Consider the following 25,119-nt stretch of genomic DNA (forward strand, 5'->3'; position numbering starts at 1 on the left):
AAATCCGGCGTTTAGCCGCCCCCGACATGTCCGGGCCGGGCGGCGCCGGGGCCGTTCTCGACGGCTCAACACCGGCCCCCTCAGGGGTGCTCTCAAGCGCGGGCGATGGCCTCGTGGTGCCGGATGACCTCGGCGATGATGAACGTCAGGAACTTCTCGGCGAAGACCGGGTCCAGCTTGGCCCCGGCGGCCAGCTCCCGCAGCCGCTTGATCTGGTCGCGCTCACGTGCCGGATCGGCCGGCGGCAGCTTGTGCTCGGCCTTGAGCCTGCCGACCCGCTGGGTCGCCTTGAAGCGCTCGGCCAGCATGTGGACCACCGCGGCGTCGATGTTGTCGATGCTCTCGCGCAGGCTGGTCAGCTCCGCCCGCACGGCGGCGTCGACCCCGTCGGGCAGGCCGGCGTCGGGGGTCGTGGGGTGGTCCGTCATCGGGGCGGCTCCCGGTGTCTGAAGTGGGCACCCGGCCGTACGGCGGCCGGGCTCGGGCCCGGGCAAATCTAACAGGGCCCCCGTGGTGGAGCCGCACCTTTAGGCGGATCCGTCCACAATCCGGACATCGCCCGCGCCACCCGGCGCCCCGTACCGATCCGGGCCCGTGCCGCCCCGGGCCGAACCGGGGCCGCCCCGTAGGCTGGTGCGCGCATGACCGGAAGTGACGACTCAGCAGTCCCTCAGTAATGGAGGTACCGATCGTGGCAACCACCCGCACCGCCCGCACCGCTTGGGAGGGCAACCTGCTCGACGGCAAGGGGCAGGTGACCTTCGCCTCGTCCGGGATCGGCGAGTACCCCGTCTCCTGGCCGGCCCGGGCCGAACAGCCCAACGGCAAGACCAGCCCGGAGGAGCTGATCGCCGCCGCTCACTCCGCGTGCTTCTCGATGGCCCTCTCACACGGCCTGACCGGCGCCGGCACCCCGCCCGTCAAGCTGGACACCCAGGCCGACGTCACCTTCCAGCCCGGCACCGGCATCACCGGCATCCACCTGACCGTCACCGGCGAGGTGCCCGGACTGGACGAGGCCGACTTCACCAAGGCCGCCGAGGACGCCAAGGCCAACTGCCCGGTCAGCAAGGCGCTCGCCGGCACCACCATCACCCTCACCGCCAAGCTGGCCTGACGCCCCGACGGATCGCGACGGATCCCGACGCGCTCCGGCCGCTCCGGGCGCGCGGTCGGCGCCCGGGGGCGCGATCTCGGCGCACGCGCCCCTGGCGCACATCATGTGATGTGCACCGGGGGCGTCTGCATGTACCGCCGCACATGATCACAAAGCGGGCGAATCACCCTGGCGGCGGTCACCGCGCGTTGCCGCCGCGGCCTATGATCGGCCGCAGCGCCCTGTTCTTCACGCGGGTCTCCGCGCGACAGCGCCCCACGGCGGGCGCCCCGCACCGGACCGACTCCGAGGACCTCGACAGAGTGCGGAGCCGGCCGCCGGAGTCCCGATTGGCCGGCCGGACCAGCATCCAGCGTCAGCAGCGGACGGGAGCATGCCGTGCCGGGCCAGAACGAGGGGGCCGACGCACACCACCCGGGCGTGCGGCACGAGGAAACACCGCACCACCGTCACCTCACAACACCCCTCCTGGGCCCGAACATCAGCACCGTCGGTCCGGCTGGTTCGGTTGATTCGGTCGGTCCGGTCGGTCCGGTCGGTCCGGTCGGCGTCGCCGGTTCCGTCACGGCCGTCGGTGCTGTCGCGGCCGGCGGCCGGGCCGTCGGCACGACGGGTGCGACGGGTGCGACGGGTGCGACGGGAACCGTGCTGGACGACCCCGGGATGCTGCTCTGCCCCACCTGCTCGGCGCCGCTGACCGACGGCACCCACCGGAGCGCCGTCGACGGCCCCGGCCAGGAGAACGGCGGGAACGACCGGCTGCTGGCCGCGCTGCGGGCCAGCGAATCCCGCTTCCGGGCCGCCTTCTGCGACGCGGTCATCGGGATGGCCCTGATCGACCCCGAGGACCGGATCATCGAGGTCAATCCCGCCTTCGCCGCCCTGATCGGACGCGGCGTCGGCGAACTGGTCCGCACCCACCTGCACGAGATCATCGATCCGGAGGGCATGCCGCACCGACTCTTCCCCGAACTCGTCCACGGCGGGCGGGAGCGGTTCCGCGTGGAGAAGCAGCTCAAGCACCGCGAGGGCCGCACCGTCTGGAGCAAGGTCACCGTCTCGCTGATCCGGGACGGCGCCGGCCAGCCGCTCTACACCCTCGCGCTGGTGGAGGACATCACCGAGCAGCGCCGGCTCGGTGACCGCCTGGAGTACCAAGCCCTGCACGACCCGCTGACCCGACTGCCCAACCGGACGTCCTTCTTCGAACGGCTCGACGCCGCCTGCGTCACGGCCACCGGGGCCACCGGGGCTGCTGAGCCCGCCGAGGCTCCCAACACCCCCGACACCGCCGGCACCAGCGACACCGTCCTCGCACCGGCGGACGGGCGCCGGGTCGGCGTCTGCTACCTGGACCTCGACGGCTTCGCGGCGATCAACGAGACGCTCGGGCACCACATCGGCGACCAGTTGCTGATCGCCGTCGCCACCCGGCTGCGCCGCGGGTTCTCCGAGCACGACGCCCACCTGGTGGCCCGGATGGGCGGTGACGAGTTCGCCGTCCTGGTCACCGACAGCCGGGGCAGCGACCAACTGACCGACCTGGCCGCCCGGATCCTCCAGGAACTGGAACACCCCTTCGACGTCGCCGGACACCGGCTGGTCATCACGGCCAGCGTCGGCGTCGTCGAACGGTCCGTGCACGAGACCACCCCCACCGACCTGGTCAAGGACGCCGACGCCACGCTCTACTGGTCCAAGGCCGACGGCCGCGCCCGCTGGACCCTCTACGACCCGGACCGCGGCGCCCACCAGCTGACCCGCCAGCTCCTCGCCACCGCGCTGCGGCCCGCCCTGGAGCGCGGCGAGTTCACCATCGAGTACCAGCCGCTGGTCGGCCTGGCCGACGGAGCCGTCCACGGCGCGGAGGCCCTCGTCCGCTGGCGCCACCCCCGCTACGGGACGCTCTCCCCGGACCGCTTCATCCCGCTCGCCGAGGAGACCGGCGCGATCGTGCCCCTCGGCACCTGGGTGCTGGAGGAGTCCTGCCGCCAGGCCCGGCAGTGGCTCACCGAGTTCCCCGAGACCGAGACCTTCGTGAGCGTCAATCTGGCCGCCCGCCAGATCTGGGACTCCGACGTGGTCGCCGACGTCGCCCGCGCCCTCGAACGCACCGGGTTGCCGGCGCGGCTGCTCCAGCTGGAGATCACCGAGAGCGCCCTGCTCGGCCCCGGCGGACGGCCGTTGCAGGCGCTCCAGGCGCTCGCGGACATGGGCGTGCGGATCGCGATCGACGACTTCGGCACCGGCTACTCCAACCTGGCCTACCTCTCCCGGCTGCCGGTACACGTCCTGAAGCTCGACGGCACCTTCATCGAGGGGTTCCGCGACCCGGCCCCGGCGACGAACCCTTCGGAGCTCCCCGAGCTCGGCTCCCGCCGCAGCGACGCCGACGAGCAGATCGTGGGCGCGATGGTGCAGCTGGCCCACACCCTCGGCCTGACCGTCACCGCCGAGGGCATCGAGAGCGCCGCGCAGGCCGAACGGCTGCGGCTGACCGGCTGCGACACCGCCCAGGGCTGGTACTTCGCCCGGCCGGGCGAGGCCGAGCTCGTCGCCGCCATACTCCGCGAGGGCCGCCCCGGCCCGGACACCAGCCGGTAACCGGGGCCGGCGGCCGGGCCGCTCCGTTCAGGCCTCCCGCGCTCAGGCCTCGGCCGTCAGCCTTCCGCCGTCAGGCCGTACGCCTCGGCGATCAGGCCGTAGGAGCGGAGCCGGGCCTCGTGGCCGTGGATGTGCGAGGTGACCATCAGCTCGTCGACGCCCGTCCGCTTGCGCAGGGCCTCCAGCCCGTCCGCGACCTCGCCCGGGGCGCCGAGCACCACGTTGTCGAGCCAGCTGTCGATGAACTCCGCCTCGGCCGGGCTGTACTGGTAGGCCTCGGCCTCCTCCGGAGTGGGGATCGGGCCGGGGTTGCCGCGCCGCAGCCGGAGCATGCCGAGGGCCGCGGAGCGGGCGAGGCGACGGGCCGCGCCCTCGTCCTCGGCGGCGACCGCGCTCACACCGATCAGCGCATAGGGCTCGGCGAGCACCGCGGAGGGCCGGAAGGACTCCCGGTAGAGGTCGAGCGCCGGGATGGTGTTGACGCTGCTGAAGTGGTGGGCGAAGGCGAACGGCAGGCCGAGGCGGCCGGCCAGCTGGGCGCTGAAGCCGGAGGACCCGAGCAGCCAGACCGGCGGGCGCCCGTCGCCCCGGGGGACGGCGGTCAGCTGGGCGTAGGGGTGGCCGGAGGGGAAGTCGCCGTCGAGGAAGTGGGTCAGCTCGGCGAGCTGCTGCGGGAAGTCGTCGGCGCCCTCGGCGCGGCCGCGGCGCAGCGCCCGGGCGGTGGCCGGGTCGGTGCCGGGGGCGCGGCCGAGCCCCAGGTCGATCCGGCCCGGGTGCAGGGCCTCCAGCAGGCCGAACTGCTCGGCGATGGCCAGCGGGGCGTGGTTGGGGAGCATCACCCCGCCCGAGCCCAGTCGCAGGGTCGTGGTGTTGGCGCCGAGGTGGGCGAGCAGGACGGCCGGGGTGGAGCTGGCCACTCCCGGCATGCCGTGGTGCTCGGCCACCCAGAAGCGGTGGTAGCCCCACTGCTCGGCGTTGCGGGCCAGCGCGGTGGTCGCGGCCAGGGCCTCGGCGGGCGTGTAGCCGACGCCCACGGTGGCCAGGTCGAGGATGGAGAGCGGGGCGGGCGCCGTGCCGCGGGCGGTGCCCCGGATCGCCGCGCCGGTCCGCGGTTCGGTCGGGTGCTCCTGCTGGTCCTCGGTGGTCATGCCGTCCGCCCTTCTGGCTTTCGTGAGCCGGCCCTGGTGAGCGACCGCGGGTCTCGGGTGGCCCGGCGGTCGCTGCTGCCGACCGGGGTCAACCACCGCGCCGAGCCGACTGTTCCCGTATCCGGCACGTGTCGGCCTGCACGCCGGCCTGCACGCCGGTCACCGCGCCGACCTCACGCCCGCTCCGTCGCGGCCCGTGCAGCGACCCCGCTCCGACCCGTACGCCGGCCCCGATCCGGCCCCGATCCGGCCCTGCTCGGCGCCGGCGGGCACGGCCCGGTACGGTGCCGCCGACCGACCATTCGAATGACGGAGAGCCAGCGCACGGACACGCCTGGCGACTTCATGCCAGCGCCGGAAGTCGCCAGGCGGAGGGCTCGCGACCGGTGGGCGGCGTCCGGCAGGCTGGTGGACAGGACCGGATCGCCCAACAGGATCCGCGTTCCGCCAGCAAGATCGCCGGGCTGGACCAGCGCCGATCGATCCCCGCGAGCCCCCGGAGCGGCACCCCGCTCCGGGGGCTCGCGCCTTTGCGCAGGTCGGGGCCGGGGTCTGTGACCCATGGCATACCGGGGTGCTTCATGGCATGAAAAGTCGAGGCGCTAGCGTTGACCTCAGCAGCCACCTGCTCCCCCGGGCGGCGTGGAGGGAGTACAGGCCTTGAACTTCGTGGCGGCGATCGGATCCTCGTGGATCTGCGCCCTGGCGCTCTTCGCCGTGCTCGGAGACGCCCTCCTCCCCTTCATCCCCAGCGGGACACTGGTCATCCTGGCGGTGCTCAAGACGGCGCGGATCGACGGCGCCCCGGTGCTGCTCGGCCTGGGCGTGGCAGTGGCCTCGTTCCTCGGCGACCTCCTCCTCCTGCACCTCGCCCGGCGCGGCGCCCCGCTGCTCCAGCGCCGGCTCGCCCAGCGCCCGGAACTGGCGGCCAGCGTGACCAGGGTCCAGCAGGCCCTGGTCGAACGCCCTCACGGGGCGGCCGCGGCCATGGTGGTGGTCGCCCGGTTCGTCCCGGCCGGGCGGACCGTCCTGGACGTGGCCATCGGCCACTCCCCCGCCCACCCGCACCGCTTCCTGCACTGGTCGGCACTGGCGGCGCTGGTCTGGGCCGCCTACATCGTGACGCTGGGCTGGCTGAACAGCCACTGGTTCGACACCGCCTGGCTGAGCCTCGCGGTGTCCTGCACCGCCGCCACCATCGTCAGCACCGCGATCGCGCGAATAGTGCGCCGCAACCGGCGGCTCGCCGCGCTCTGACCGCTGCGCCTCGGCCTGCACCCCCGGCCCCGGGCGCCCCGGCCGCCCCTCGCCGCGCCCCCGCGATCGGCGAGCTCTGCCCGGACGGGCGACGAGCCGTACCGAGCGATGACGAACTCTGACCCGCCCCGCCGGACCGGCGGTACCGTACTCCCCTGGCGGCGCGAGGAGCGAAGCGTCACAGGACGGCAACAGACCACGAATCCTTGCAGCCCAGCCCGGTCCTGCTGACGTGTTGACTCTCGTAGAGGGTCGACGGCCTTGGTGGCCGCTGCGGCCACATGGCATGCTAACGGCGGAAAATTCATCAATTGCCCGATTTGACCGGTGCGGCCCCGGGCCGCCCTCACCACCGGCATCGGCACCCAGGGGAGACCATGACCAGCATCTCGCGCAGGACGGTGCTCAGTGCGACCGCGGCGACCGCGGCCCTCGGCGCGGTCGCCGCCTGTTCCAGCAGCGGATCCGGTTCGAACCAGAACTCCTCCTCCCCCACGACCGGCGGCAGCCCCGGCACCACCCCGGCGGGCACGACCGACCCGACCAAGACGGGGGTGCCCAAGGGCACTCCGATCGGCGACGGCTCCAACGCCGACACCGGCCCGCAGCCGAACCAGCCGAAGCCCGAGAAGCTCAAGCCCGGCGAGCGGCCGCCGCAGTTCGTGGTGTTCTCCTGGGACGGCGCGGGTGGCACCGACGACGGCCAGTTCCCCCGCTTCCTCAAGCTGGCGGAACAGTACAAGGCCACGATGACCTTCTTCCTCTCCGGGATCTACGCCCTGCCCAAGGGCAAGGCCGACCTGTACCACCCGCCGAAGCACTCGGTCGGCGCCTCCGACATCCCGTACCTGTCGGACGGCGCGGTCAAGAGCACGCTCAAGCTCGTCAGCCAGGCGTGGCTGGCCGGGCACGAGATCGGCACCCACTTCAACGGGCACTTCTGCTCCAGCCGCCCGGACAAGAACGGGGTCAACATGTGGACCCCGGAGGACTGGCAGAGCGAGATCGACCAGGCGATCGGCTTCGTGACCCAGTGGCGGACCAACACCGGCTTCACCGACGTCGACCCGCTGCCCTTCGACTACAAGAAGGAGCTCATCGGCGGCCGCACTCCCTGCCTGGAGGGCCAGAAGGCGCTCCTGCCGACGGTCGCGAAGCTGGGCTGGAAGTACGACGCCAGCTCCTCCGGCGGCCTGCAGATATGGCCGCAGAAGGTGCAGGACGGCAAGGTCTGGGACTTCCCGCTGCAGTCCATCCCGTTCCCCGGGCACACCTTCCAGGTGCTGTCGATGGACTACAACATCCTGGCCAACCAGTCCGCGGGCAGCACCAAGGGCGACCCGTCCAAGTACAACGACTGGCGCACCCAGGCCAAGGACTCCTACCTGGCCGGCTTCGACCGCGCCTACAACAGCAACCGTGCGCCGTTCTTCATCGGCAACCACTTCGAGCAGTGGAACGGCGGCATCTACATGGACGCCGTCGAGGAGACCCTCAAGACCATCGCGGGCAAGCCGGACGTCCGGCTGGTCTCCTTCAGGCAGCTGGTCGAGTGGCTGGAGGTGCAGGACCAGTCCACCCTGCGCAAGCTGCGCACGCTCAACGTCGGCCAGGCGCCGAGCGGCGGTTGGGAGACCTTCCTCGGCGCCGCGGGCTGAGACGGGCGGACCGAGCAGGGCAGAACGAGACAGGCGCGGCCGGCGGGGTGGACGGACCCCGCCGGCCGCCGTCGTCGGGGCCGGGCCCGCTACCCCGCGGCGGTGACGTCCGCGAGCAGGCCGCGGACGATGCGCTCGGCCCCCGGCTCTCCCCAGAGGATCGAGTAGTGGTTGGTGTCCGGCACGAGCGAGGCCGGCACCCGCTCCCGGTCCAGCCCGGCCAGTCCGATCCGCTGGTGGTCGTAGAGGCCTTGGGGCTCGTCGAGCAGGCCGCGCTCGGCCCAGAGCAGTTCGGCCGGGCAGGGCAGCCGGTGCACGGCGGTGGCCGCGTCCTGGTCCAGCAGGACCTGGGCACCGTCGGTCTGCACGGCCTCCAGCACGCAGGAGGAGCGCAGTTCGGGCTCGACGCCGACCAGGTCGCGCTGGGTGTAGGCGTCGATCTCCGCCGACCAGGCCGCCCCGAAGGCCGGGTGCCGCTGCCAGAACTCCCGGTACGCGTCCCGGTCCGGGAAGGTCATCGACAGCCGGGCCAGCGCGGGGCCGAGCACCGCGGCCAGCGTGTCCTTCTCACGGATGCCCTCCGGCAGCGGGAAGGTCAGCGCGCCGTCCACCAGCAGCACCCGGCGGACGAGTTCCGGGTGCCGGACGGCGGCCAGGGCGGTGACCCAGGCGCCCATCGAGTGGCCGACCACGGTGGTCGGGCCCGTGCCGAGGGCCGTGATCAGTGCGGCCACGTCGTCGGCGTGCCGGGCCAGCCCGTACGGCCCGGCGACCGCGCGGCTCCCGCCGCGCCCCCGCAGGTCGGGCGCGAGCAGGGTGACCCGCCCGGCGAGTTGGCGGGCGACCTCGTACCAGGCGAGGCCGTTGGCGGTGATGCCGTGCACCGCCACGACCGTCGGGGCGTCCGGCTCGGCGGCGGGCCAGCGCAGGACCGCCAGCTCCCCTCCGGGCACGGCGACGGTCAACTCCTCGGGCTTCAGGGGCGACTGGCTCACGCGGGGGTACCTCCGGTGGGACGGGCGGTCCGGGCAGCGGCCGGGGTGCGGACCGCACGGGCGGATCGGGCGGCGCGGATGCGGGCAGGCAGTCTAGCCAGGCCACCGGGCAGCAGGTAGACCACCGCGACGAACAGGGTGCCCAGCAGGAACAGGGGTTGGGAGAGCGGCACCCGCAGGACCGCGGGCAGGTCCGCGATCGTCGTCGAGTTGGCGAGGTCGCCGAGCCGGTGGCCGGCCCAGGTGTAGAGGACACCGCCGAGCAGCGGACCCCAGCGAGTCCCCGAGCCGCCGAGCACCACCATCACCAGCAGGGCGAGCGTGGCGTCGGAGCCGGCGGCCTGCGGGGTGGCGCCGCCGGTCAGCAGCAGGTAGACCACCCCGCCCAACCCGGCGAGGCCGCCGGCGAGGACGAAGGCGACCAACTTGTAGCCGTAGGGCCGCAGTCCGAGCACCTCCACCCGGCGCTCGTTCTCCTTGATCCCCTCCCAGACCCGTCCGGCCGGCGAGTTGACGGCCCAGTGGACCACGGCGACCGTCAGCACCAGGTAGCCGACGGCGATCCAGTAGAGGTTGGCGGTGTTCTCGATCCCGAGCAGGCCGGAGGGCAGCAGGTCGGCCGGGGCGGAGCGGCCCTCCTCTCCGCCGGTGACGCCACCGGGGTTGCGCTGGACGAGGATCGAGCCGGCCTGGGCGAAGGCGAGGGTGACCATGGAGAAGCCGATGCCGGTGACGCGGAGGCTCACCGAGCCGAGCAGCAGGGCCAGCGCGACGGTGCAGGCGACGCCGAAGACCGCCGCGGCGGCGAACGGCAGTCGCAGTTCCAGCATGCCGAGGTCGGTGGCGTAGAGGCCGGTCGCGAAGTAGAGGGCGTGGCCGAAGGAGAGCAGTCCGGTACGGCCGAGCAGGAGGTCGTAGCCGGAGGCGAGGGCCCCGTAGAGCAGGCACAGGGCGAGCAGTTGCAGGCTGCCGGGGCTGCCGAGCGGGCCGTCGAGCAGTCCCGGGACGGGAAGCGCACTGTATGGGGCGACAAGGAGCGTGATCAGCAGGGCGATCGGCCACCAGCGTAGCGCTCTGTGCACCGGTGTCCAGCGATTAGTGACTGAATCACCTGTTCGAGGGATGGCGCCGAGGTCGGTCGTGTGTTCACAATGGGTCCCGGCAAGGCTGGTGTCAGTCCCCCTTGCCACAGTGACGGTGTTGGCGGAGCTGGTGTCAGTCCCCTCTGCCAGCATGGCGGTCATGGCAGGGCTGGTGTCAGTCCCCCCTGCCATGGCGGCGGCGCTGCGGTCGGCCGCGGGGCCACCGGTGCTCGTGATCGGAGTTTCGGCGCTCACGCGAGCCTCCCGGTGAGTCCACGGGGTCGGACGAGAAGCAGCACGGCGAGCAGGACGACGACCGAGAGGTCACCGAGCCCGGCGCCGGTGTAGTAGTTGGCGAACTGCTGGACGAGACCAACGCCCACGGAGGCGACGGCGGCCCCGGTGACGGAGCCCATGCCGCCCATCACCACGACGACGAAGGCGAAGATGAGCAGCCCGGTCCCCTGGCCGGGATTGACCGAACCGAAGTAGAGGCCACCGAGGGCACCGCCGAGCGCGGCGGCTGCCCCGCCGATGGCGAAGACGAGGGTGAACGCCTTCCGGACGTCGATGCCGAGCGCCGTGACCATCGCCCGGTCCTCGACGCCGGCCCGGACGATCAGCCCGTAGCGGGTACGGGCGAGGAACAACCGAAGAGCGAGCAGCAGCAGCGCGGCCGCGGCCACGAGCACGAAGCGGTTGACCGGGACGGTCGCACCGAGCACGTGCCAGGTGCCGGAGAGCACGGCCGGCTGGGGGAAGGGGCGGGCGTCCGCGCCCCAGACCCCCATCAGGAGGGCGGGCACGGCGAGCCCGACCCCGACGGTGGCGAGGATCTGATCGCGCGGCCGGCTGTAGAGCGGGCGGATCAGGAAGAGCTCCAGCAGGACGGCGGCGGCCGTTCCGACCAGGGTGCCGAACGGCACCGCGAGCCAGAAGGAGAGGCCGGCCTCGGCGCCTGCCCACCAGGTGGCATAGGCGCCGATGGAGAGCAGGGCGCCGTGCGCGAAGTTGAGCACGTCCATCAGACCGAAGATCAACGACAGGCCGGAGGCGACCAGGAAGTACAGCGCACCAAGACCGAGTCCGGTACAGGAGAGGAGGACGACGGTGTCCATCAGGGCTTCACCTCCGCGGTGACGACAGGGGTGGCCGGAGAAGCGGCGGGCCGGGGTCCGCCGGCGAGCGGGTGACGGGAGCCGACGCCGAGCAGGCGGCGGGCGGCCTCCTCGTCGGCCAACAGCTCGGCGGTGTCGCCCCGGTGGGCGGTACGGCCGTCGGCCAGGACGGCGCAGGTGCCGGCCAGCCGTCGGACGAGGGCGAGGTTCTGCTCGACCAGGAGAACGGGCACGGCCTCGGCCGCTCGCGCCAGCACCTCGGCCACCTCCGCGACGATCTTCGGCGCCAGACCCTTGGTGGGCTCGTCGGCGATGATCAACCGGTTGCGGTTGAGCAGCGTCCGGCCTATCGCCACCATCTGCTGCTGGCCGCCGGAGAGCGTCCCGGCCAACTGGCCGGCCCGCTGCTTGAGTTCGGGGAAGAGCTCGTGGACGAGCGGATAGTTCGGCTCGTCCGCCTCGCCCCCGCCCCGGACGGCGCGCTCGGCGAGGCGGAGGTTCTCGGCAACCGTCAGGCCGGCGAAGATTCCCCGGTCCTCGGGCGCGTAGCCGATGCCATGACGGACCACCAGGTGTGTGGGAAGGGAGGCGAGTTCGACACCGGAGAAGCGGACGCTTCCGGTGCGCGGCACCAGGCCCATCACGGCCTTGACGGTGGTGGTCTTGCCGGCGCCGTTGCGGCCGAGGAGTGCGGTGACCCCGGCGGGGGCCACGTCGAGGTCGACACCGTGCAGGATGTGCAGCCCGCCGATGACCACCCGCAGATCGCGTACGGAGAGGAGAGGGACGGCAGGAGGCGTAGGCACGGCCGCAGAGGCAGAGGCAGAGGTGGAGGTGGAGACGGGCGAGGGGAGCGGAGAGGAGGTCACAGCGCCTCGCCCAGGTAGGCCTGTTGCACGGTCGGGTCGGCCATCACGGCCTCGGGGGTGTCCAGCGCGAGCAGCGTGCCGTGGTGCATCACCGCGAGGCGGTCGGCCAGCCCGAGCAGGACGTCCATGTGGTGCTCGACCATCAGAACGGTCCGGCCCAGGTCGCGGTGCACGGACCGGATCAGCTCGGTGAGGGCCGGTACCTCCTCGGCGCTGACCCCGGCCATCGGCTCGTCCAGCAGGATCAGCCGCGGATCGGAGACGAGGAGGACGGCCAGTTCCAGTTTGCGCTTCTCGCCGTGCGAGAGCGCGCCCGCCAAGGTGTCCGCACGGTGGGTGAGTTCGGTGCGGTGGAGGGTCTCGGCCAGCTGCTCCTGGTACCGGTCGGCACGGCGCCAGAGCCGGTACGAGGCGCGCGGTCCCGCCGCCGCCTGGGCGGCCAGTCGGACGTGGTCGGCGACCGTCATCCCCGGCCAGAGGGAGGAGGTCTGGAAGGTGCGGCCGAGGCCGCGGCGCGCCCGGGCGTGCACGGCCTCGACGGTGACGTCCACACCGTCGAGGTGGAGGCTGCCGTGGCTCGCCGGATAGATGCCGGAGATCAGGTTGAAGAGGGAGGTCTTGCCGGCGCCGTTGGGGCCGATGAAGGCGATGAACTCGCCTTCGCCGACCGAGAAGGAGACGTCCTCGACGATCGGCACCCCGCGGACGGACCAGCCGAGTCCGTCCAGCCGCAGCACCGGGGCGGGCGAGACCGTGGCCGAGGCCGGGGAACCGGCCGGGGAAGGAGTGGGGGCGGTGGGAGCGGGCATCGGGATCAGCCCGCCATCGGGGTGACCGGGGGCGCCACCTCGTCCGCGGTCAGGGCCTTCTCCACCGAGGGCTTGGCGGCGGCCCCGGTGCCGGTCAGCCGGGCCTGGAACATCGGCTGGAGGAGGGCGTGGTCCTCGGCACGCACCGTGGTACGCCCCTTCACCCCGTCGAAGCTCCAGCCCTCCAGCGCCTTGACCAGGTCCGACGTGTCGTCGGCGGAGCCGTGGTTGGCCTCGACGGCGTGCACGATCAGCTGGGCGGCGGTGAAGCCGTCGGGCGTGAAGATGTCGGTCTTCCCGCCGGCGGCGGTGACGGCTTCGTCCATGGCCTTCTCCACCGGGGTGCCGGCGGCTCCGCCGAAGTAGTGGTTCAGGAAGGAGATCTTCTCGGCCGCCGGGCCGAACAGCGGGTAGGAGGCGGCCAGGTCCAGGCCGGTGACGACCTTGGTGTCGGCGAACACGTCCTGCTGGTTGAGCGCCGTCCACAGCGCCGAGGAGGTGTCGCCGGCCCAGGCGACGAACAGCAGGTCGGGCTTGGCGGTCTTGGCCTGGGTGGCGAACGGGGTGAGGTCGGTGGCGCTCGGCGGGGCGAGCACCTGGTCGACCGTCGCACCCTGGGCGCCGAGCACGGCCTTGACGGCAGCCACGTTGGCCTGCCCGAAGGCGTTGTCCTGAGCGAGCACGGTGACCTTCTTGCCCTTGGCGTCACCGATGAACGAGGCCGCGGTGCGGATGTCCTGGAAGGACTGGCGGCCGGAACGGAAGGTGTACTTGTTCAAGCCGGTGACCTTGTCGGCGGCGGCAGGGCCGCTGATGAAGAGCACCTTGTTCTGGGCGGCGATCGGGCCGACCTGGAGGGCGACGCCCGAAGCGGTGGAACCGGCCAGGACCTTGTAGCCCTTGCCGATCAGGTCCTTGGCAGCGGACACCGCCTTGGCCGGGTCGCCCGCGTCGTCCTGCTCCTCGAACTCGACCTTGTGTCCGTCGACCGCGCCGGTGCCCTTGGTCGCGTAGCTCAGCCCCGCCTTGAAGCCCTCCAGGTACTGCTTGCCGTAGGCGGCCAGTGGTCCGGTCTTGGAGTACACCAGGCCGACCTTGACCGGGCTCTTCGCGCCACCGCCGTCCGCCGAGACCGTCCCGGCGGTGCCGGCCTTGGCGCAGCCCGCGGCGAGCAGGACGCACGCCGCGACGGCGGCGAGCTTCCGGGCCGGGCCGCCGGTCAGGGTCTCGCCCGGGCGGGCGCCGGAGGCGGGCCGAGTGGGGGCTGTCGAGCTGCGCATGGTGACCGACTCCTGAGGGTGCGGCGGGGTGGATGCCGGAACCGTAGGTGTGCGGTGGGACTGGCGACATGTGCCCGGGCGACGCATCGGCCCACCGTGATATGGCTCCGGCCGACATACCACCCGGGCGGCGCCGTTCCCCGGACGTTCGGGTGTGGCCAACCGACACGGGCTCGTACCCACCCATGGCGGGAGCCGCCATGGCTGCGGCGGCCCGCGGCCGGTGACGGTGGAGGGGCTCGGCAGCCGTCCGGCGGCGGCCGCCGGGTCTTCCCGCCGAGCCATCCCGCCGGGCCTTCCCGCCGGGCCCGGCCCGGGCGTGCTCTCTCCCGTATCCCACTCCTCACGAGGTGATCCCTTGGACAAGGTCCTGGACTCCCCCGCCGACGCGGTCGGGGACATCCCCGACGGCGCGGTGCTGGCCGTCGGCGGCTTCGGCCTCTGCGGCATCCCGAGCACCCTGATCGGCGCCCTGGCGGACACCGGCACCACCGGCCTCCAGGTGGTCTCGAACAACTGCGGGGTGGACGACTGGGGGCTCGGCCTGCTGCTGCGGGCGGGCCGGATCGCCCGGATGACGTCCTCGTACGTCGGCGAGAACAAGGAGTTCGCCCGGCAGTACCTCTCCGGCGAGCTGGAGGTGGAGCTCACCCCGCAGGGCACGCTGGCCGAGCGGCTGCGGGCCGGCGGCGCCGGCGTCCCCGCGTTCTACACCCCGGCCGGGGTCGGCACCCAGGTCGAGGAGGGCGGGCTGCCCTGGCGCTACGCGGCGGACGGCTCGGTGGCGCTGGCCTCACCGGCCAAGGAGGTCCGGGAGTTCGGCGGCCGCCGGTACCTACTGGAGGAAGCCATCACGGCGGACTTCGCGCTGGTCCGGGCCGAGGTGGCGGACCGGCACGGGAACTGCGTGTTCCACGCCGCCGCCCGCAATTTCAACCCGCTCTGCGCGACGGCGGGCCGGATCACCCTGGTCGAGGCGGACCGGATCGTCGAGGCGGGCGAGCTCGCCCCGGACGCCGTGCACCTGCCCGGCGTGTACGTGGACCGGGTGGTGGCCGCCGATCCCGCGGACCGCCGCATCGAGCGCCGGACCGTCCGCCCCGCACTCCAGGAGGCCTGAACCGATGCCCACCCCGACCAGCACCCCGGCCCCCGCGCCCACCTCGCAGACCGCCCACCGACCGCAGGCCGTCCACCACCCGCACCCCGTCCACCGCCCGCAGCCCGGTCTCGACCCGCGCAACGCCCTGGCCGCCCGGGCCGCCCGCGAACTGCGCGACGGCCAGTACGTGAACCTGGGCATCGGCCTGCCCACCCTGATCCCCAGTCATCTCCCGCCGGGCGTCGAGGTGGTGCTGCACTCGGAGAACGGCATCCTGGGCGTGGGCCCCTACCCGGTCGAGGGCACGGAGCACGCCGATCTGATCAACGCCGGGAAGGAGACGGTGACGGTCGCCCCCGGCGCCTCGTACTTCGACTCGGCCTTCTCCTTCGGCATGATCCGGGCCGGCCGGATCGACGTCTCGGTGCTCGGCGCCATGCAGGTCTCGGCGGCCGGCGACCTCGCCAACTGGATGATCCCCGGCAAGATGGTCAAGGGCATGGGCGGCGCGATGGACCTCGTGCACGGGGCCCGCCGACTGATCGTGGTCATGGAGCACACCGCCCGGGACGGCTCCCCGAAGATCGTCGAGGAGCTCTCACTTCCCGCCACCGGACGCGGAGTTGTCAACCGGATCGTGACCGATCTGGCCGTGATCGACGTGACGCCCGACGGGCTGCGGGTGGTGGAGACGGCCCCGGGCACGGGGTTCGCGGACGTCCAGGCCGCGACGGGCGCCGCCCTCCTTCCACGGCTCTGACCGGACCGGGTCGACCGGACCGGGTCGACCGGACCGGCCAGCACCAGCCGGACCGGACGCACCGGCCCCGCCCCGCGGCAGCGGCCGGACCTCCGTCGGGGAGGTCCGGCCGTTCGCTTTGCCTCCGAGGCGCCACTACCGCCGCCCCGCCCGCCGAATTCGCCGCATTAGCACCACCGCGGTGCGGATTGGCCGGGAACCGTGGGATCTTCACGCTTGCGCGGTGATCATTTCCCAGACAGGTTGCGATCACGGTTGCCCTCCGGGAGAGTTGGGGGCGCCGTGGATCCCGCGTGCCCGGAGGGGAAGCCGGGAGCGCACCGGGATCCGCATTCGAAGTCCCGGGCAGGCGCGCAATGGATTCCGCTCGCAAACGCCCACCGGCGCGAGCAGACGCATGACGCGAATGACGGCCCGAAAACCGCTTGGAAACAACGGCGGTCCACCGGGCGGTGTTTCACGGGGACGGCTTTCGAGGCAAGAGGCAAGGCGAAGCAAGGCTCCGGGGGGAGCGGACCAGCCCCGCCGAACGCGGCCGGCCAGGCGCGCCGCGGGACGGCGGATCGCATACCCCCGGTCTGAACACGCACCAACGGGCCCGCCGCCACGGCCGGGCCCCGGCCGGGGGGAGAAGACGATGACCATGCCGTTCGCGCGACAGAAGGACGCCGGGACGGCCCGCGGGCGAGGCGCCGGACGGCGGCTCGACGACGACCTGGCCGCCGTTCCCGTACCCGAAGCCCCGTACGACTACGGTCACTTCAGTCGGCTGGCCGGCCCGGCACACGACCCGGACGAGGAGGACGACCTCGGCGGCGGCGTCTACCGGCCCGAGCCCGCCCACCACGGAGCCCCGCCGACACCGTGGCACGCGCACCAGGCCGCACAGGAAACCATGCACCAGGCCACGCAGGAGGCCGCGCAAGAGGTCGACCCCACCGCCTCCTACCGCGTCCAGTACCGCAGCCTGCTGCGCCGCGAGCCGCACCGGATCCGCGCCGCCCTGCTGATGGTGGCGGCCCCGCTGGTGGAGGTGGTGCTGCTGGTCTGGCTGCTGCTGCCGGAGCACTGGCCGGAGCGCCCCGGCGAGACGCACGCCCTGGTGCTGCTGGGCGACAAGGTGATGATCGGGATCATCGCCGTGGTCGAGGTGTTCCGGCTGGTCAACGTCGTGTCCAACACCCACGCCACGCTCGTCGCCCGCGATCCGATACCGGTGACGCCGGAGTCCGGCACCCGGGTCGCGTTCGTCACCGCCTGCGTGCCGGGCAAGGAACCGGCGGAGATGGTGCGGGCCACGCTGGTCGCGGCACGCGCCGTCCGGCACGACGGCCCGTACGACGTCTGGCTGTTGGACGAGGGAAACGATCCTGCGATGCGGGCGCTCTGCACCGAGCTGGGCGTCCGCCACTTCAGCCGCTTCGGCCGCCCGTACTGGAACCAGCCCAAGGGCCGGTTCCGCACCGGCACCAAGCACGGCAACTACAACGCCTGGTTGCAGGCGCACGGCGACGACTACGACTTCTGGGTCTCGGTGGACACCGACCACGTCCCGCTGCCGGACTTCTGCGAGCGGATGCTCGGCTACTTCCGCGACCCCGACGTGGCATTCGTGGTCGGACCCCAGGTGTACGGGAACTACCGCAGCTCGGGATCGGCCGTCACCAAATTCTCCGAGAGCCAGCAGTACCTCTTCCACGCACTCATCCAGCGCGCCGGAAACCGTTACGGCGCGCCCATGTTCGTCGGCACCAACAACGCCGTCAGAATCCGTGCGCTCCAGTCGATCGGCGGGTTGTACGACTCCATCACGGAGGATATGGCGACCGGCCTGGAGTTCCACCGGAGCCGGAACGCCGAGACCGGTGAACGCTGGAAATCCGTGTACACCCCGGACGTGCTCGCGGTCGGCGAGGGCCCGTCCTCCTGGACCGACTTCTTCTCCCAGCAGCTGCGCTGGAGCCGCGGCACCTACGAGACCCTGCTCACCCAGTACTGGCGGGTGCTCTGGCGGCTGTCGCCCGGGCGGCTGCTCAACTACTCGCTGATGGTGGGCTTCTACCCGATGGCGGCGCTCACCTGGCTGCTCGGCGGCCTGTCCAGCGTGCTCTACCTGGTGTTCGGTGCCTCGGGGGTCCACGTGTCCTCCGAGATCTGGATGATGCTGTACAGCGACGCCGCCGCGCTCCAACTGCTGCTCTACACCTGGAACCGCAAGCACAACGTCAGCCCGCACGAGCCGGCCGGCTCCTCCGGGGTCGCGGGCATGCTGATGTCCGCGCTCTGCGGCCCGGTCTACGCGGCCTCGCTGGTGCAGGCGCTGCTGCGGCGGCGCAGCCGCTTCGTGGTGACGCCGAAGGGCCGTTCGGCCAGCGCGGACCGGGTGAGCACCTTCCGCTTCCACCTGTTCTGGACGCTGGTGTTCGGCGGCGCGATAGCGGCCTCCTTCTTCACCGGCTACGACCACGTCGCGATGCGCACCTGGGCCTGGATCGCCCTGGTCCTGACCGTGCTGCCGATCCTGGTGCTGGCCGGCGACGCTATCCGCCGCCGACGCGCCCGGCCCACGGCCACGCTCACCGTCACCGGCGGTCCGGCGGCGACCCCGAGGGTCGTCCTGGAGAAGCGCCGCCCCCGACACGCCCGCGATCCCCGGCGCGGCCCGACCGCACCGACCGCCCCGGCCGCGCCGCCGGGCGCCCCCGCAGTGCCCGACCGGGCGGAGCACACCACCACCCGCTGAAGCCGCCCGACCCGCCAGCACCCCCGAACCTCACGAGCTCCCGAACCTCACGAGGGGACCAACCACCGTGAAGATCCACAAGACCGGCCGGACCAAGCGCTTCGCCCTCGGCAGCACCGTCGCGCTGACCGTCGCCGGGATGAACGCGCCCGCCGTCCTCGGCTTCGCCGGCCAGCAGTACCACCAGTACGTGATCAACCGCCCCGATTACAAGGCGGAGTACGGCCACTGGCAGACCCTCACGCTCCCCGCCGAGTTCCGGGTCAACGCCGTCCACGCCACACTGCTGCGCACCGGCAAGGTCCTCATCGTGGCCGGCTCCGGCAACGACGAGAAGCGCTTCGACGCGGGCAGCTTCCGCAGCCTGCTCTGGGACCCGGCCGCGAACACCTACAAGCTGATACCCACCCCGGCCGACATGTTCTGCGGCGGCCACGCCTCGCTGCCGGACGGCCGCGTCCTGGTGGCCGGCGGCACCCAGCGGTACGAGAAGCTGGCGGGCGTGGTGAAGAGGGCGGCCGGCGTCATGCGGGTACGCAACGAGAGCCCCGAGCGCGCCAGGACGTTCCCCAAGGGCACCGTCTTCGTCGGCCCGAACGGGCGCGAGTACGCCTCCACCGTGCCGGTGACCGTCCCGGCCGCGGTGAAGACGGGCGCCGGCAAGCAGACCGTCGTCACCGCCGGCGAGCAGCACGTGTTCGTCGAGGCGGTCGGTGAGGGCGCCGGCTACGTCACCGACTCCCCCGCCCAGTACCGGATCAAGGGCCTGGCCGGGGTCGACGCCCACAACCTGTACGGGCAGAGCGCGAAGCTGACCCTGGACAAGCAGGAGTACCAGGGCATCCGCTCCGCGTTCGAGTTCAACCCGGACACCGAGCTGTACGAGCAGGTCACCGACATGGCGTACGCCCGCTGGTACCCGACGCTCACCGGGCTGGGAGACGGACGGGTGGTCACCGTCTCGGGCCTGGACGACACCGGGGAGATCCTCAACGGCAACGACAACGAGATCTACGACCCGAAGAACAAGACCTGGTCCAAGGGCCCGGACCGCTACTTCCCGACCTACCCGTCGATCTTCCTGACCGCCTCCGGCAAGCTCTTCTACTCGGGCTCGAACGCCGGCTACGGCCCGGCCGACAAGGGCCGGGACCCCGGGGTGTGGGACCTGTCGAACAACGGCTTCCAGCCCGTCCCCGGCCTGCGCGACCCCGCCCTCACCGAGACCTCGTCCTCGGTGCTGCTGCCGCCCGCGCAGGCGCAGAAGGTGATGGTGCTCGGCGGCGGGGGCGTCGGCGAGTCGCCGCTGTCCACCGCCCGCACCGACATCGTCGACCTCTCCGCCGCCGAGCCCGCCTTCACCCCGGGCCCGGACCTGCCGGCCGGCGGCACCCGCTACCTGAACAGCGTGATCCTCCCGGACGACACCGTGTTCACCACCGGCGGCTCCAGCGGCTACCGGGGCCGGGGCGCCAGCGACCTGCTCAAGGCGCAGGTGTACCACCCGGACACCAACAGCTTCAGCACCGCCGCCGAGCCCGCCGTCGGCCGCAACTACCACTCCGAGGCGCTGCTGCTGCCGGACGGCCGGGTGGCCGTGCTCGGTTCCAACCCGCTGTTCGCGGACAAGGCCGAGACCACACCGGGCGGCTTCGAGCAGCGCATCGAGATCTACACCCCGCCGTACCTGTTCCACGGCGACCGCCCGCAGGTGGCCGCCGCGCCGGGGGCCGCGAAGCTCGGCACCACCGTGCGGATCGGCACCGCCCGGCCGGACGCGGTCGCCACCGCCAAGCTGATCCGGCCGAGTTCGGTCACCCACGTGACCGACGTCGAACAGCGGTCGGTGGCCCTGGACATCAGCGGTCGCACGGCCGACGGGGTCTCGCTCACGCTCCCCGCCAACCCCAACCTGCTGCCGCCCGGCTGGTACATGCTGTTCCTGACCGACGCCGCCGGCACCCCGTCGGTCGCGCGCTGGATCCAGGTGACCGGCTGAGCGAACCGGTGCGTCACGGCCTGGCGCGGACCGGCACTGGTGCGTCGCGGCCTGGCGCGGAGCCGCACTGGTGCGGACCGGCACTGATGCGGAGCGGCCCCCTCAGCGGGCGGCCTGCGCCAGGCCGAGCGCGTACGGCAGCCAGAACTCTCCAGCCCGGGGCTCGCCGCGCCCGCACTCGCCGTCCGACTCCCCCGGGTTCTTGATCCACAGGTAGGCGTCGACACCGTCCCGGCCGGTGTCGGCGGTCGGCCGCTCGCCGAGCGCGCGGCCGGGCGGATTGCACCAGGCGTCGCCGCCCAGCGGTCCGTTGCCGTTGCGGCTGGTGTCGATGACGAAGTGCTTCCCGCCCAGGGCGGCGGAGAGCTGGCCGCCGTAGGCCGTGTTGCGGCCGGTGTCGTAGAAGTTGGCGACGTTCACCGCGAAGCCGTCCGCCGCCGCGATCCCCGACTTGCGCAGCGCGGTGGAGAGTTCGGCCGGGTCCTGCGACCAGCCGGGATTGCCCGCGTCCAGGTAGACCCGCACCTGCGGACGCTTCTTCAGCTCCTGCACGGCGAAGGCCAGCAGGCCGTACCGCTCGGCGGCCAGGTCACCCTTGATCCCGCAGCTGTCCAGGGTGTGCGCGACGGCGTCCGGCTCCAGCACCACCCAGGCCTTGCGGTCGCCGAGGGCCTCCGCGACACCGCTGATCCAGGCCCGGTAGGAGGCCGCGTCGGCGGCGCCGCCGGCCGAGTACAGGCCGCAGTCGCGGTGCGGGATGTTGTAGGCGACGAAGACCGCCGTCCGGTCCGCCTCGGCGGCCCGGCGGCTGACCTGTTCGGCGATCTCCTTGGCGCCCTGCTCGCCCAGCCACTGCGAGGAGGGCTGGGCGGCGATCCGCAGCAGCGTGTCGGCCTCCGCCGGCCGGCCCTGGCCGCGCAGAGCGGTCACCTGCCGGGCGGCGTTGGTCTGGTCGGAGACGTAGAAGGCCTGGCCGGGGAGCTGGGCGAGGCTCGCGGGGCCGGTGCCCGGGTTCGCGGCGGAGGCGGTGGGCGCGGCTGTGGGCCCGCCGGCCGCGGCACCGGCCGAGGCACCGCCGCCCGGGCCGCCGGGTGATCCCTTGGCCGATCCGGCGGTCGAACCGCTACAGCCCGCGGCCCCCGCCAACAGCACGACCAGGGCCGCCCCCACGGCCCGTCGGATTGCCACTACCCGTCCCACCCGGCGCACGTACCGCCCCTCCCCCAGAGCCGGTCCGGCGACCGGTCGGCACCAGCTAAGCACACCGGCCACCGCCCGCCCGCGACGGGCGGTGAACGCCGGGTGCCCGTGAGCGGGCGGACGGGCGACCCCGCCCGCCCGAACCACCCCTCACCCAGCCCCCGGGCGCTCAGCCCCGGGCGCTCAGCCCTGCTTCAGGTTGGGCACCTGCCAGTCGATCGGCTCGCCGCCGAAACCGTCCAGCGCCGTGTCGATCTGCGAGAACGGGCGGCTGCCGAAGAACAGCTTGGCCGACAGCGGCGACGGGTGCGCGCCCTGCACGACCACGTGCTTGGACGTGTCGATCAGCGGCAGCTTCTTCTTCGCGTAGTTGCCCCACAGCACGAAGACCACCGGCTCCTCGCGCTCGCTCACCGCCTTGATCACGGCGTCGGTGAACTTCTCCCAGCCCTTCGCCTTGTGCGAGTTGGCCTCGTGCGCGCGCACCGTGAGCACCGCGTTGAGCAGCAGGACGCCCTGCTCGGCCCAGTGCATCAGGTAGCCGTTGTCCGGGGCGGGGATGCCGAGGTCGGCGTCCAGCTCCTTGAAGATGTTGCGCAGCGAGGGTGGCGTCCTGGTGCCGGGCAGCACCGAGAAGCTCATGCCGTGGGCCTGGCCGTCGTCGTGGTACGGGTCCTGCCCGAGGACCAGCACCCGGACCTTCTCGTACGGCGTGGCCTCCAGCGCGGCGAACTCCTGGCCGCTCGGCGGGAACACCTGGTGCTGCGCACGCTCGGCCGCCACGAAGGCCGCCAGCTCGGCGAAGTACGGCTTCTCCGTCTCGGCGCCCAGCACCGGGCGCCAGGACTCGGGCAGCTCCAGCCCGCCGCCCTCGCCGGCCTCCACCACGCCCGCCTCGACCGTGTCCGTCACGACATCTACCTCCCACACCGCGGCTGTTGTGCCGCACGCCCTCTTTCACCCCGAACGCTACACAGCCCCACCGACAACTCACTCCGCCGAAGCCGCCGAAGCCGCCGGAGCCGCCGAAGGCAGCGGGGACCCAGCGGGAAGCGGGGACCCAACAGGCAGCGCGGACCCGGCAGGCGGCACCGACGCGGGGTCCGCACCGACCGCCCGCACCACCCGGACGTGCTCCACCACGTTGAGCGCCACCAGCAGCACCGCCAGTGCCACCAGCACCGCCAGCGCCGGCAGCCGCACCACCGCCGGCGCCAGTCCCAGCACCACCGCCGCCGCACCGACCCGGGTCGTCGCCACCTTGCGGAACATCATCCAGCGGGTGTAGCCGAAGGTCAGCAGGTACAGCCCGCACCCGCCGTACAGCAGCGCCACCGACCCCGGGCCCAGCGTCTGCCACGGGTCCGCGACGGTCTCCCCGAAGCCGACCGCCACCCCGATCACCCCGGCGGCCAGCGCCAGGTGCCCGTACTGGAAGATCCGCCGGACGACGTCCCGCCGGGAGTCGGCGACCTCCACGGCGTACCGCATGGCGTCCGCCGCGTACACGAAGTACTGCCACCACAGCCCCGCCGAGATGGTGAACGCGGCGGCCACGGCCGCGAGTTCGGCCACGTCGAGCCGGGCGCCGGCCGCCGTCCCGCCGATCCCGACGATCGACTCGCCGAGCGCCACCAGCAGGAACAGCGCGAACCGCTCCGGCATGTGCGAGGGGTGGTACGCCACCGCCGCCAGCCGCCGCCGGAACACCAGCGGCGCGGCCAGGTCGCAGAGCGCGGCCGCCGTCCACAGGGCCAGCCGCGGCCCGTCCGGCAGCAGCCCGCCCACGACCAGCAGCGGCCCGCTGACCAGCACGCCGACGCCGTACGGGCCGCGCCAGACGCCCGGCAGACGGATCAGCAGGAGCAGCAGCACCAGCCGGGCCAGCCAGTACGCGGCGCCGAGCAGCACGCCCCGCCCGCCGTACGCGCCCGGGACGGTGAGCGCCATGAACAGGCCGGCCAGCCCGACCGCCAGGATGCCGAGGCGGTCCCGCAGGTTGTCCACGTCCCGGATGTTGGCCTGCACGGTGGTGCCCACCCAGCACCAGTACACCGGCACGAACACCACCAGCGCCCGGACCAGCCCGGTGGCGTCGTGGTGGTGGTGCAGCAGCCCGGAGACCTGGGTGATCGCGAAGACGAAGACCAGGTCGAAGTAGAGCTCGGCCCAGGTGACCCGCTTCTCGTCGGCCTCCCCGCCAACGCCCCCGGCATCCCGCCGCGCCTCCGGCGGCCCCGCATCCCCCGTCGCGCTCATTGCGCCAGCGCCTCCCCACAGGTACGAACCACCGGTGCCTCCCCACAGGTACGAACCACAGGTACGAAACGGGCCCCGCTCCGGCGACCGGCCGGAACGGGGCCCACGACAGCACCGCAGAGGCTAGACCAGCTCGACCAGGTCCGCGATCGACTTGACCACCCGGGTCGGCCGGTACGGGAAGCGCTCGACGTCGGCGGCGGCGGTCAGGCCGGTGAGCACCAGGATGGTCTCCATGCCGGCCTCCATGCCCGCGACGATGTCGGTGTCCATCCGGTCGCCGATCATCACGGCGGTCTCGGAGTGGGCCCCGGCGGTGTTCAGCGCCTCGCGCATCATCAGCGGGTTGGGCTTGCCGACGAAGTACGGCTCGACGCCGGTCGCCTTGGTGATCAGGGCCGCGACCGAACCGGTGGCCGGCAGCACGCCCTCGGGGGACGGGCCGGTCTCGTCGGGGTTGGTGCAGATGAACCGGGCGCCCTGGTTGATCAGGCGGATCGCCTTGGTGAGCGCCTCGAAGCTGTAGGTGCGGGTCTCGCCGAGGACGACGTAGTCCGGGTTGTTGTCGGTCAGCACGTAACCGGCCTGGTACAGCGCGGTGGTGAGCCCCGCCTCGCCGATCACGTAGGCGGTGCCGCCCGGGCGCTGGCCCTTGAGGAACTTGGCGGTGGCCAGGGCGGAGGTCCAGATGCACTCCTCCGGCACCTCCAGGCCCATCCCGGCCAGGCGGGCGCTGAGGTCGCGCGGGGTGTAGATGGAGTTGTTCGTGAGGACCAGGAACGGCTTGCCGGACTCCCGCAGCCTGCGCAGGAACTCCTTCGCACCGGGAATCGGCGTGCCCTCGTGGATGAGGACGCCGTCCATGTCGGTCAGCCAGGACTCGATGGGCTTGCGGTCTGCCACGTAGGTGTCTCCTTGGTCTTGCAACGGTTCTGAACGATTTCGCACATCGCTCCGGACCGGACACCCTCGGCCGGCCGGGCGCCACTGGCTGCCCCAACACGGACCAGCCTAGAGCCTGCCTCCTCGGGCCGACCCCGGCCCCGGACGGGAACGGCCACGACGTGCCGGCAGCAACATCATCCGCGTGCGCCACTTCCTCCCGGGCACGGCCGCGGT

General features: G+C 72.7%; 20 protein-coding genes. 8 read left to right on the forward strand and 12 right to left on the reverse strand.

Annotated elements, in window-relative coordinates; genetic code table 11:
• Positions 1–92: 92 nt before the first annotated feature.
• Entirely contained in the window at positions 93–428 is a 336-nt protein-coding gene (locus ACIOGZ_RS20170; RefSeq protein ID WP_363583648.1) for a chorismate mutase, read from the reverse strand.
• Between the two features lie 263 nt (positions 429–691).
• On the opposite strand from ACIOGZ_RS20170, the gene ACIOGZ_RS20175 reads away from it, so the two are divergent.
• A complete protein-coding gene (locus ACIOGZ_RS20175) occupies positions 692–1,117 on the forward strand; it encodes an OsmC family protein (protein ID WP_363583650.1) in 426 nt (141 codons plus the stop codon).
• Between the two features lie 663 nt (positions 1,118–1,780).
• Positions 1,781–3,721, forward strand: a complete 1,941-nt coding sequence (locus ACIOGZ_RS20180; RefSeq protein WP_400986704.1) for a putative bifunctional diguanylate cyclase/phosphodiesterase — start codon at positions 1,781–1,783, stop codon at positions 3,719–3,721.
• A gap of 56 nt (positions 3,722–3,777) precedes the next feature.
• Here ACIOGZ_RS20180 and ACIOGZ_RS20185 read toward each other — a convergent pair whose 3' ends face one another.
• Entirely contained in the window at positions 3,778–4,869 is a 1,092-nt protein-coding gene (locus ACIOGZ_RS20185; RefSeq protein ID WP_363583654.1) for an LLM class flavin-dependent oxidoreductase, read from the reverse strand.
• A 669-nt stretch (positions 4,870–5,538) separates the two neighbouring features.
• Between ACIOGZ_RS20185 and ACIOGZ_RS20190 the strand changes: the two genes are divergently transcribed.
• A complete protein-coding gene (locus ACIOGZ_RS20190; RefSeq protein WP_350882667.1) occupies positions 5,539–6,126 on the forward strand; it encodes a VTT domain-containing protein in 588 nt (195 codons plus the stop codon).
• A 377-nt stretch (positions 6,127–6,503) separates the two neighbouring features.
• A complete protein-coding gene (locus ACIOGZ_RS20195; protein ID WP_363583656.1) occupies positions 6,504–7,784 on the forward strand; it encodes a hypothetical protein in 1,281 nt (426 codons plus the stop codon).
• 89 nt (positions 7,785–7,873) lie between these two features.
• Here ACIOGZ_RS20195 and ACIOGZ_RS20200 read toward each other — a convergent pair whose 3' ends face one another.
• The 6 genes from ACIOGZ_RS20200 to ACIOGZ_RS20225 all read right to left on the reverse strand — a co-directional run bounded on the left by ACIOGZ_RS20200 (position 7,874) and on the right by ACIOGZ_RS20225 (position 13,937).
• Positions 7,874–8,779 (reverse strand): alpha/beta fold hydrolase, encoded by a 906-nt coding sequence (locus ACIOGZ_RS20200; protein WP_400986627.1) that lies wholly within the window; start codon positions 8,777–8,779, stop codon positions 7,874–7,876.
• Positions 8,776–9,861, reverse strand: a complete 1,086-nt coding sequence (locus ACIOGZ_RS20205) for a branched-chain amino acid ABC transporter permease (protein WP_363583660.1) — start codon at positions 9,859–9,861, stop codon at positions 8,776–8,778. The genes ACIOGZ_RS20200 and ACIOGZ_RS20205 overlap by 4 nt, the downstream gene beginning before the upstream one ends.
• Before the next feature lie 251 nt (positions 9,862–10,112).
• Complete coding sequence (locus ACIOGZ_RS20210) at positions 10,113–10,979, reverse strand: branched-chain amino acid ABC transporter permease (protein WP_363583662.1); 867 nt, start codon at positions 10,977–10,979, stop codon at positions 10,113–10,115.
• Positions 10,979–11,785 carry an ABC transporter ATP-binding protein gene (locus tag ACIOGZ_RS20215; protein ID WP_363583664.1) on the reverse strand — a complete coding sequence of 269 codons (807 nt, stop codon included), beginning with the start codon at positions 11,783–11,785 and terminating at the stop codon, positions 10,979–10,981. The genes ACIOGZ_RS20210 and ACIOGZ_RS20215 overlap by 1 nt, the downstream gene beginning before the upstream one ends.
• Before the next feature lie 59 nt (positions 11,786–11,844).
• Complete coding sequence (locus ACIOGZ_RS20220; protein ID WP_363583666.1) at positions 11,845–12,657, reverse strand: ABC transporter ATP-binding protein; 813 nt, start codon at positions 12,655–12,657, stop codon at positions 11,845–11,847.
• Between the two features lie 5 nt (positions 12,658–12,662).
• Positions 12,663–13,937, reverse strand: coding sequence for a substrate-binding domain-containing protein (locus ACIOGZ_RS20225; RefSeq protein ID WP_363628141.1), 1,275 nt, complete (start codon positions 13,935–13,937; stop codon positions 12,663–12,665).
• Positions 13,938–14,295: 358 nt separating this feature from the next.
• Here ACIOGZ_RS20225 and ACIOGZ_RS20230 point away from each other — a divergent pair, with 358 nt between their 5' ends.
• The 4 genes from ACIOGZ_RS20230 to ACIOGZ_RS20245 all read left to right on the forward strand — a co-directional run bounded on the left by ACIOGZ_RS20230 (position 14,296) and on the right by ACIOGZ_RS20245 (position 20,541).
• Positions 14,296–15,057: a CoA transferase subunit A gene (locus ACIOGZ_RS20230; RefSeq protein ID WP_363583670.1), complete on the forward strand. Its 762-nt coding sequence runs from the start codon at positions 14,296–14,298 to the stop codon at positions 15,055–15,057.
• Between the two features lie 4 nt (positions 15,058–15,061).
• The gene (locus tag ACIOGZ_RS20235) at positions 15,062–15,799 is read left to right on the forward strand and encodes a 3-oxoacid CoA-transferase subunit B (RefSeq protein ID WP_400810251.1); all 738 of its coding nucleotides are present in this window, start codon (positions 15,062–15,064) and stop codon (positions 15,797–15,799) included.
• Between the two features lie 637 nt (positions 15,800–16,436).
• Entirely contained in the window at positions 16,437–18,542 is a 2,106-nt protein-coding gene (locus ACIOGZ_RS20240; protein ID WP_400986629.1) for a glycosyltransferase family 2 protein, read from the forward strand.
• Positions 18,543–18,609: 67 nt separating this feature from the next.
• Positions 18,610–20,541 (forward strand): galactose oxidase-like domain-containing protein, encoded by a 1,932-nt coding sequence (locus tag ACIOGZ_RS20245; protein WP_400810254.1) that lies wholly within the window; start codon positions 18,610–18,612, stop codon positions 20,539–20,541.
• 102 nt (positions 20,542–20,643) lie between these two features.
• On the opposite strand, the gene ACIOGZ_RS20250 is transcribed toward ACIOGZ_RS20245, so the two are convergent.
• The 4 genes from ACIOGZ_RS20250 to ACIOGZ_RS20265 all read right to left on the reverse strand — a co-directional run bounded on the left by ACIOGZ_RS20250 (position 20,644) and on the right by ACIOGZ_RS20265 (position 24,903).
• The gene (locus ACIOGZ_RS20250; protein ID WP_400986630.1) at positions 20,644–21,729 is read right to left on the reverse strand and encodes a glycoside hydrolase family 6 protein; all 1,086 of its coding nucleotides are present in this window, start codon (positions 21,727–21,729) and stop codon (positions 20,644–20,646) included.
• Positions 21,730–21,924: 195 nt separating this feature from the next.
• Complete coding sequence (locus ACIOGZ_RS20255; protein ID WP_244293451.1) at positions 21,925–22,653, reverse strand: uracil-DNA glycosylase; 729 nt, start codon at positions 22,651–22,653, stop codon at positions 21,925–21,927.
• A 78-nt stretch (positions 22,654–22,731) separates the two neighbouring features.
• Positions 22,732–24,000, reverse strand: a complete 1,269-nt coding sequence (locus tag ACIOGZ_RS20260; protein WP_400986633.1) for a low temperature requirement protein A — start codon at positions 23,998–24,000, stop codon at positions 22,732–22,734.
• A gap of 123 nt (positions 24,001–24,123) precedes the next feature.
• Positions 24,124–24,903, reverse strand: coding sequence for an HAD-IIA family hydrolase (locus ACIOGZ_RS20265; protein WP_063349252.1), 780 nt, complete (start codon positions 24,901–24,903; stop codon positions 24,124–24,126).
• Between the last annotated feature and the right edge of the window lie 216 nt (positions 24,904–25,119).

Source organism: Kitasatospora sp. NPDC088160, from assembly GCF_044741445.1.
In the GTDB taxonomy this organism is placed as follows: Bacteria; Actinomycetota; Actinomycetes; order Streptomycetales; family Streptomycetaceae; genus Kitasatospora.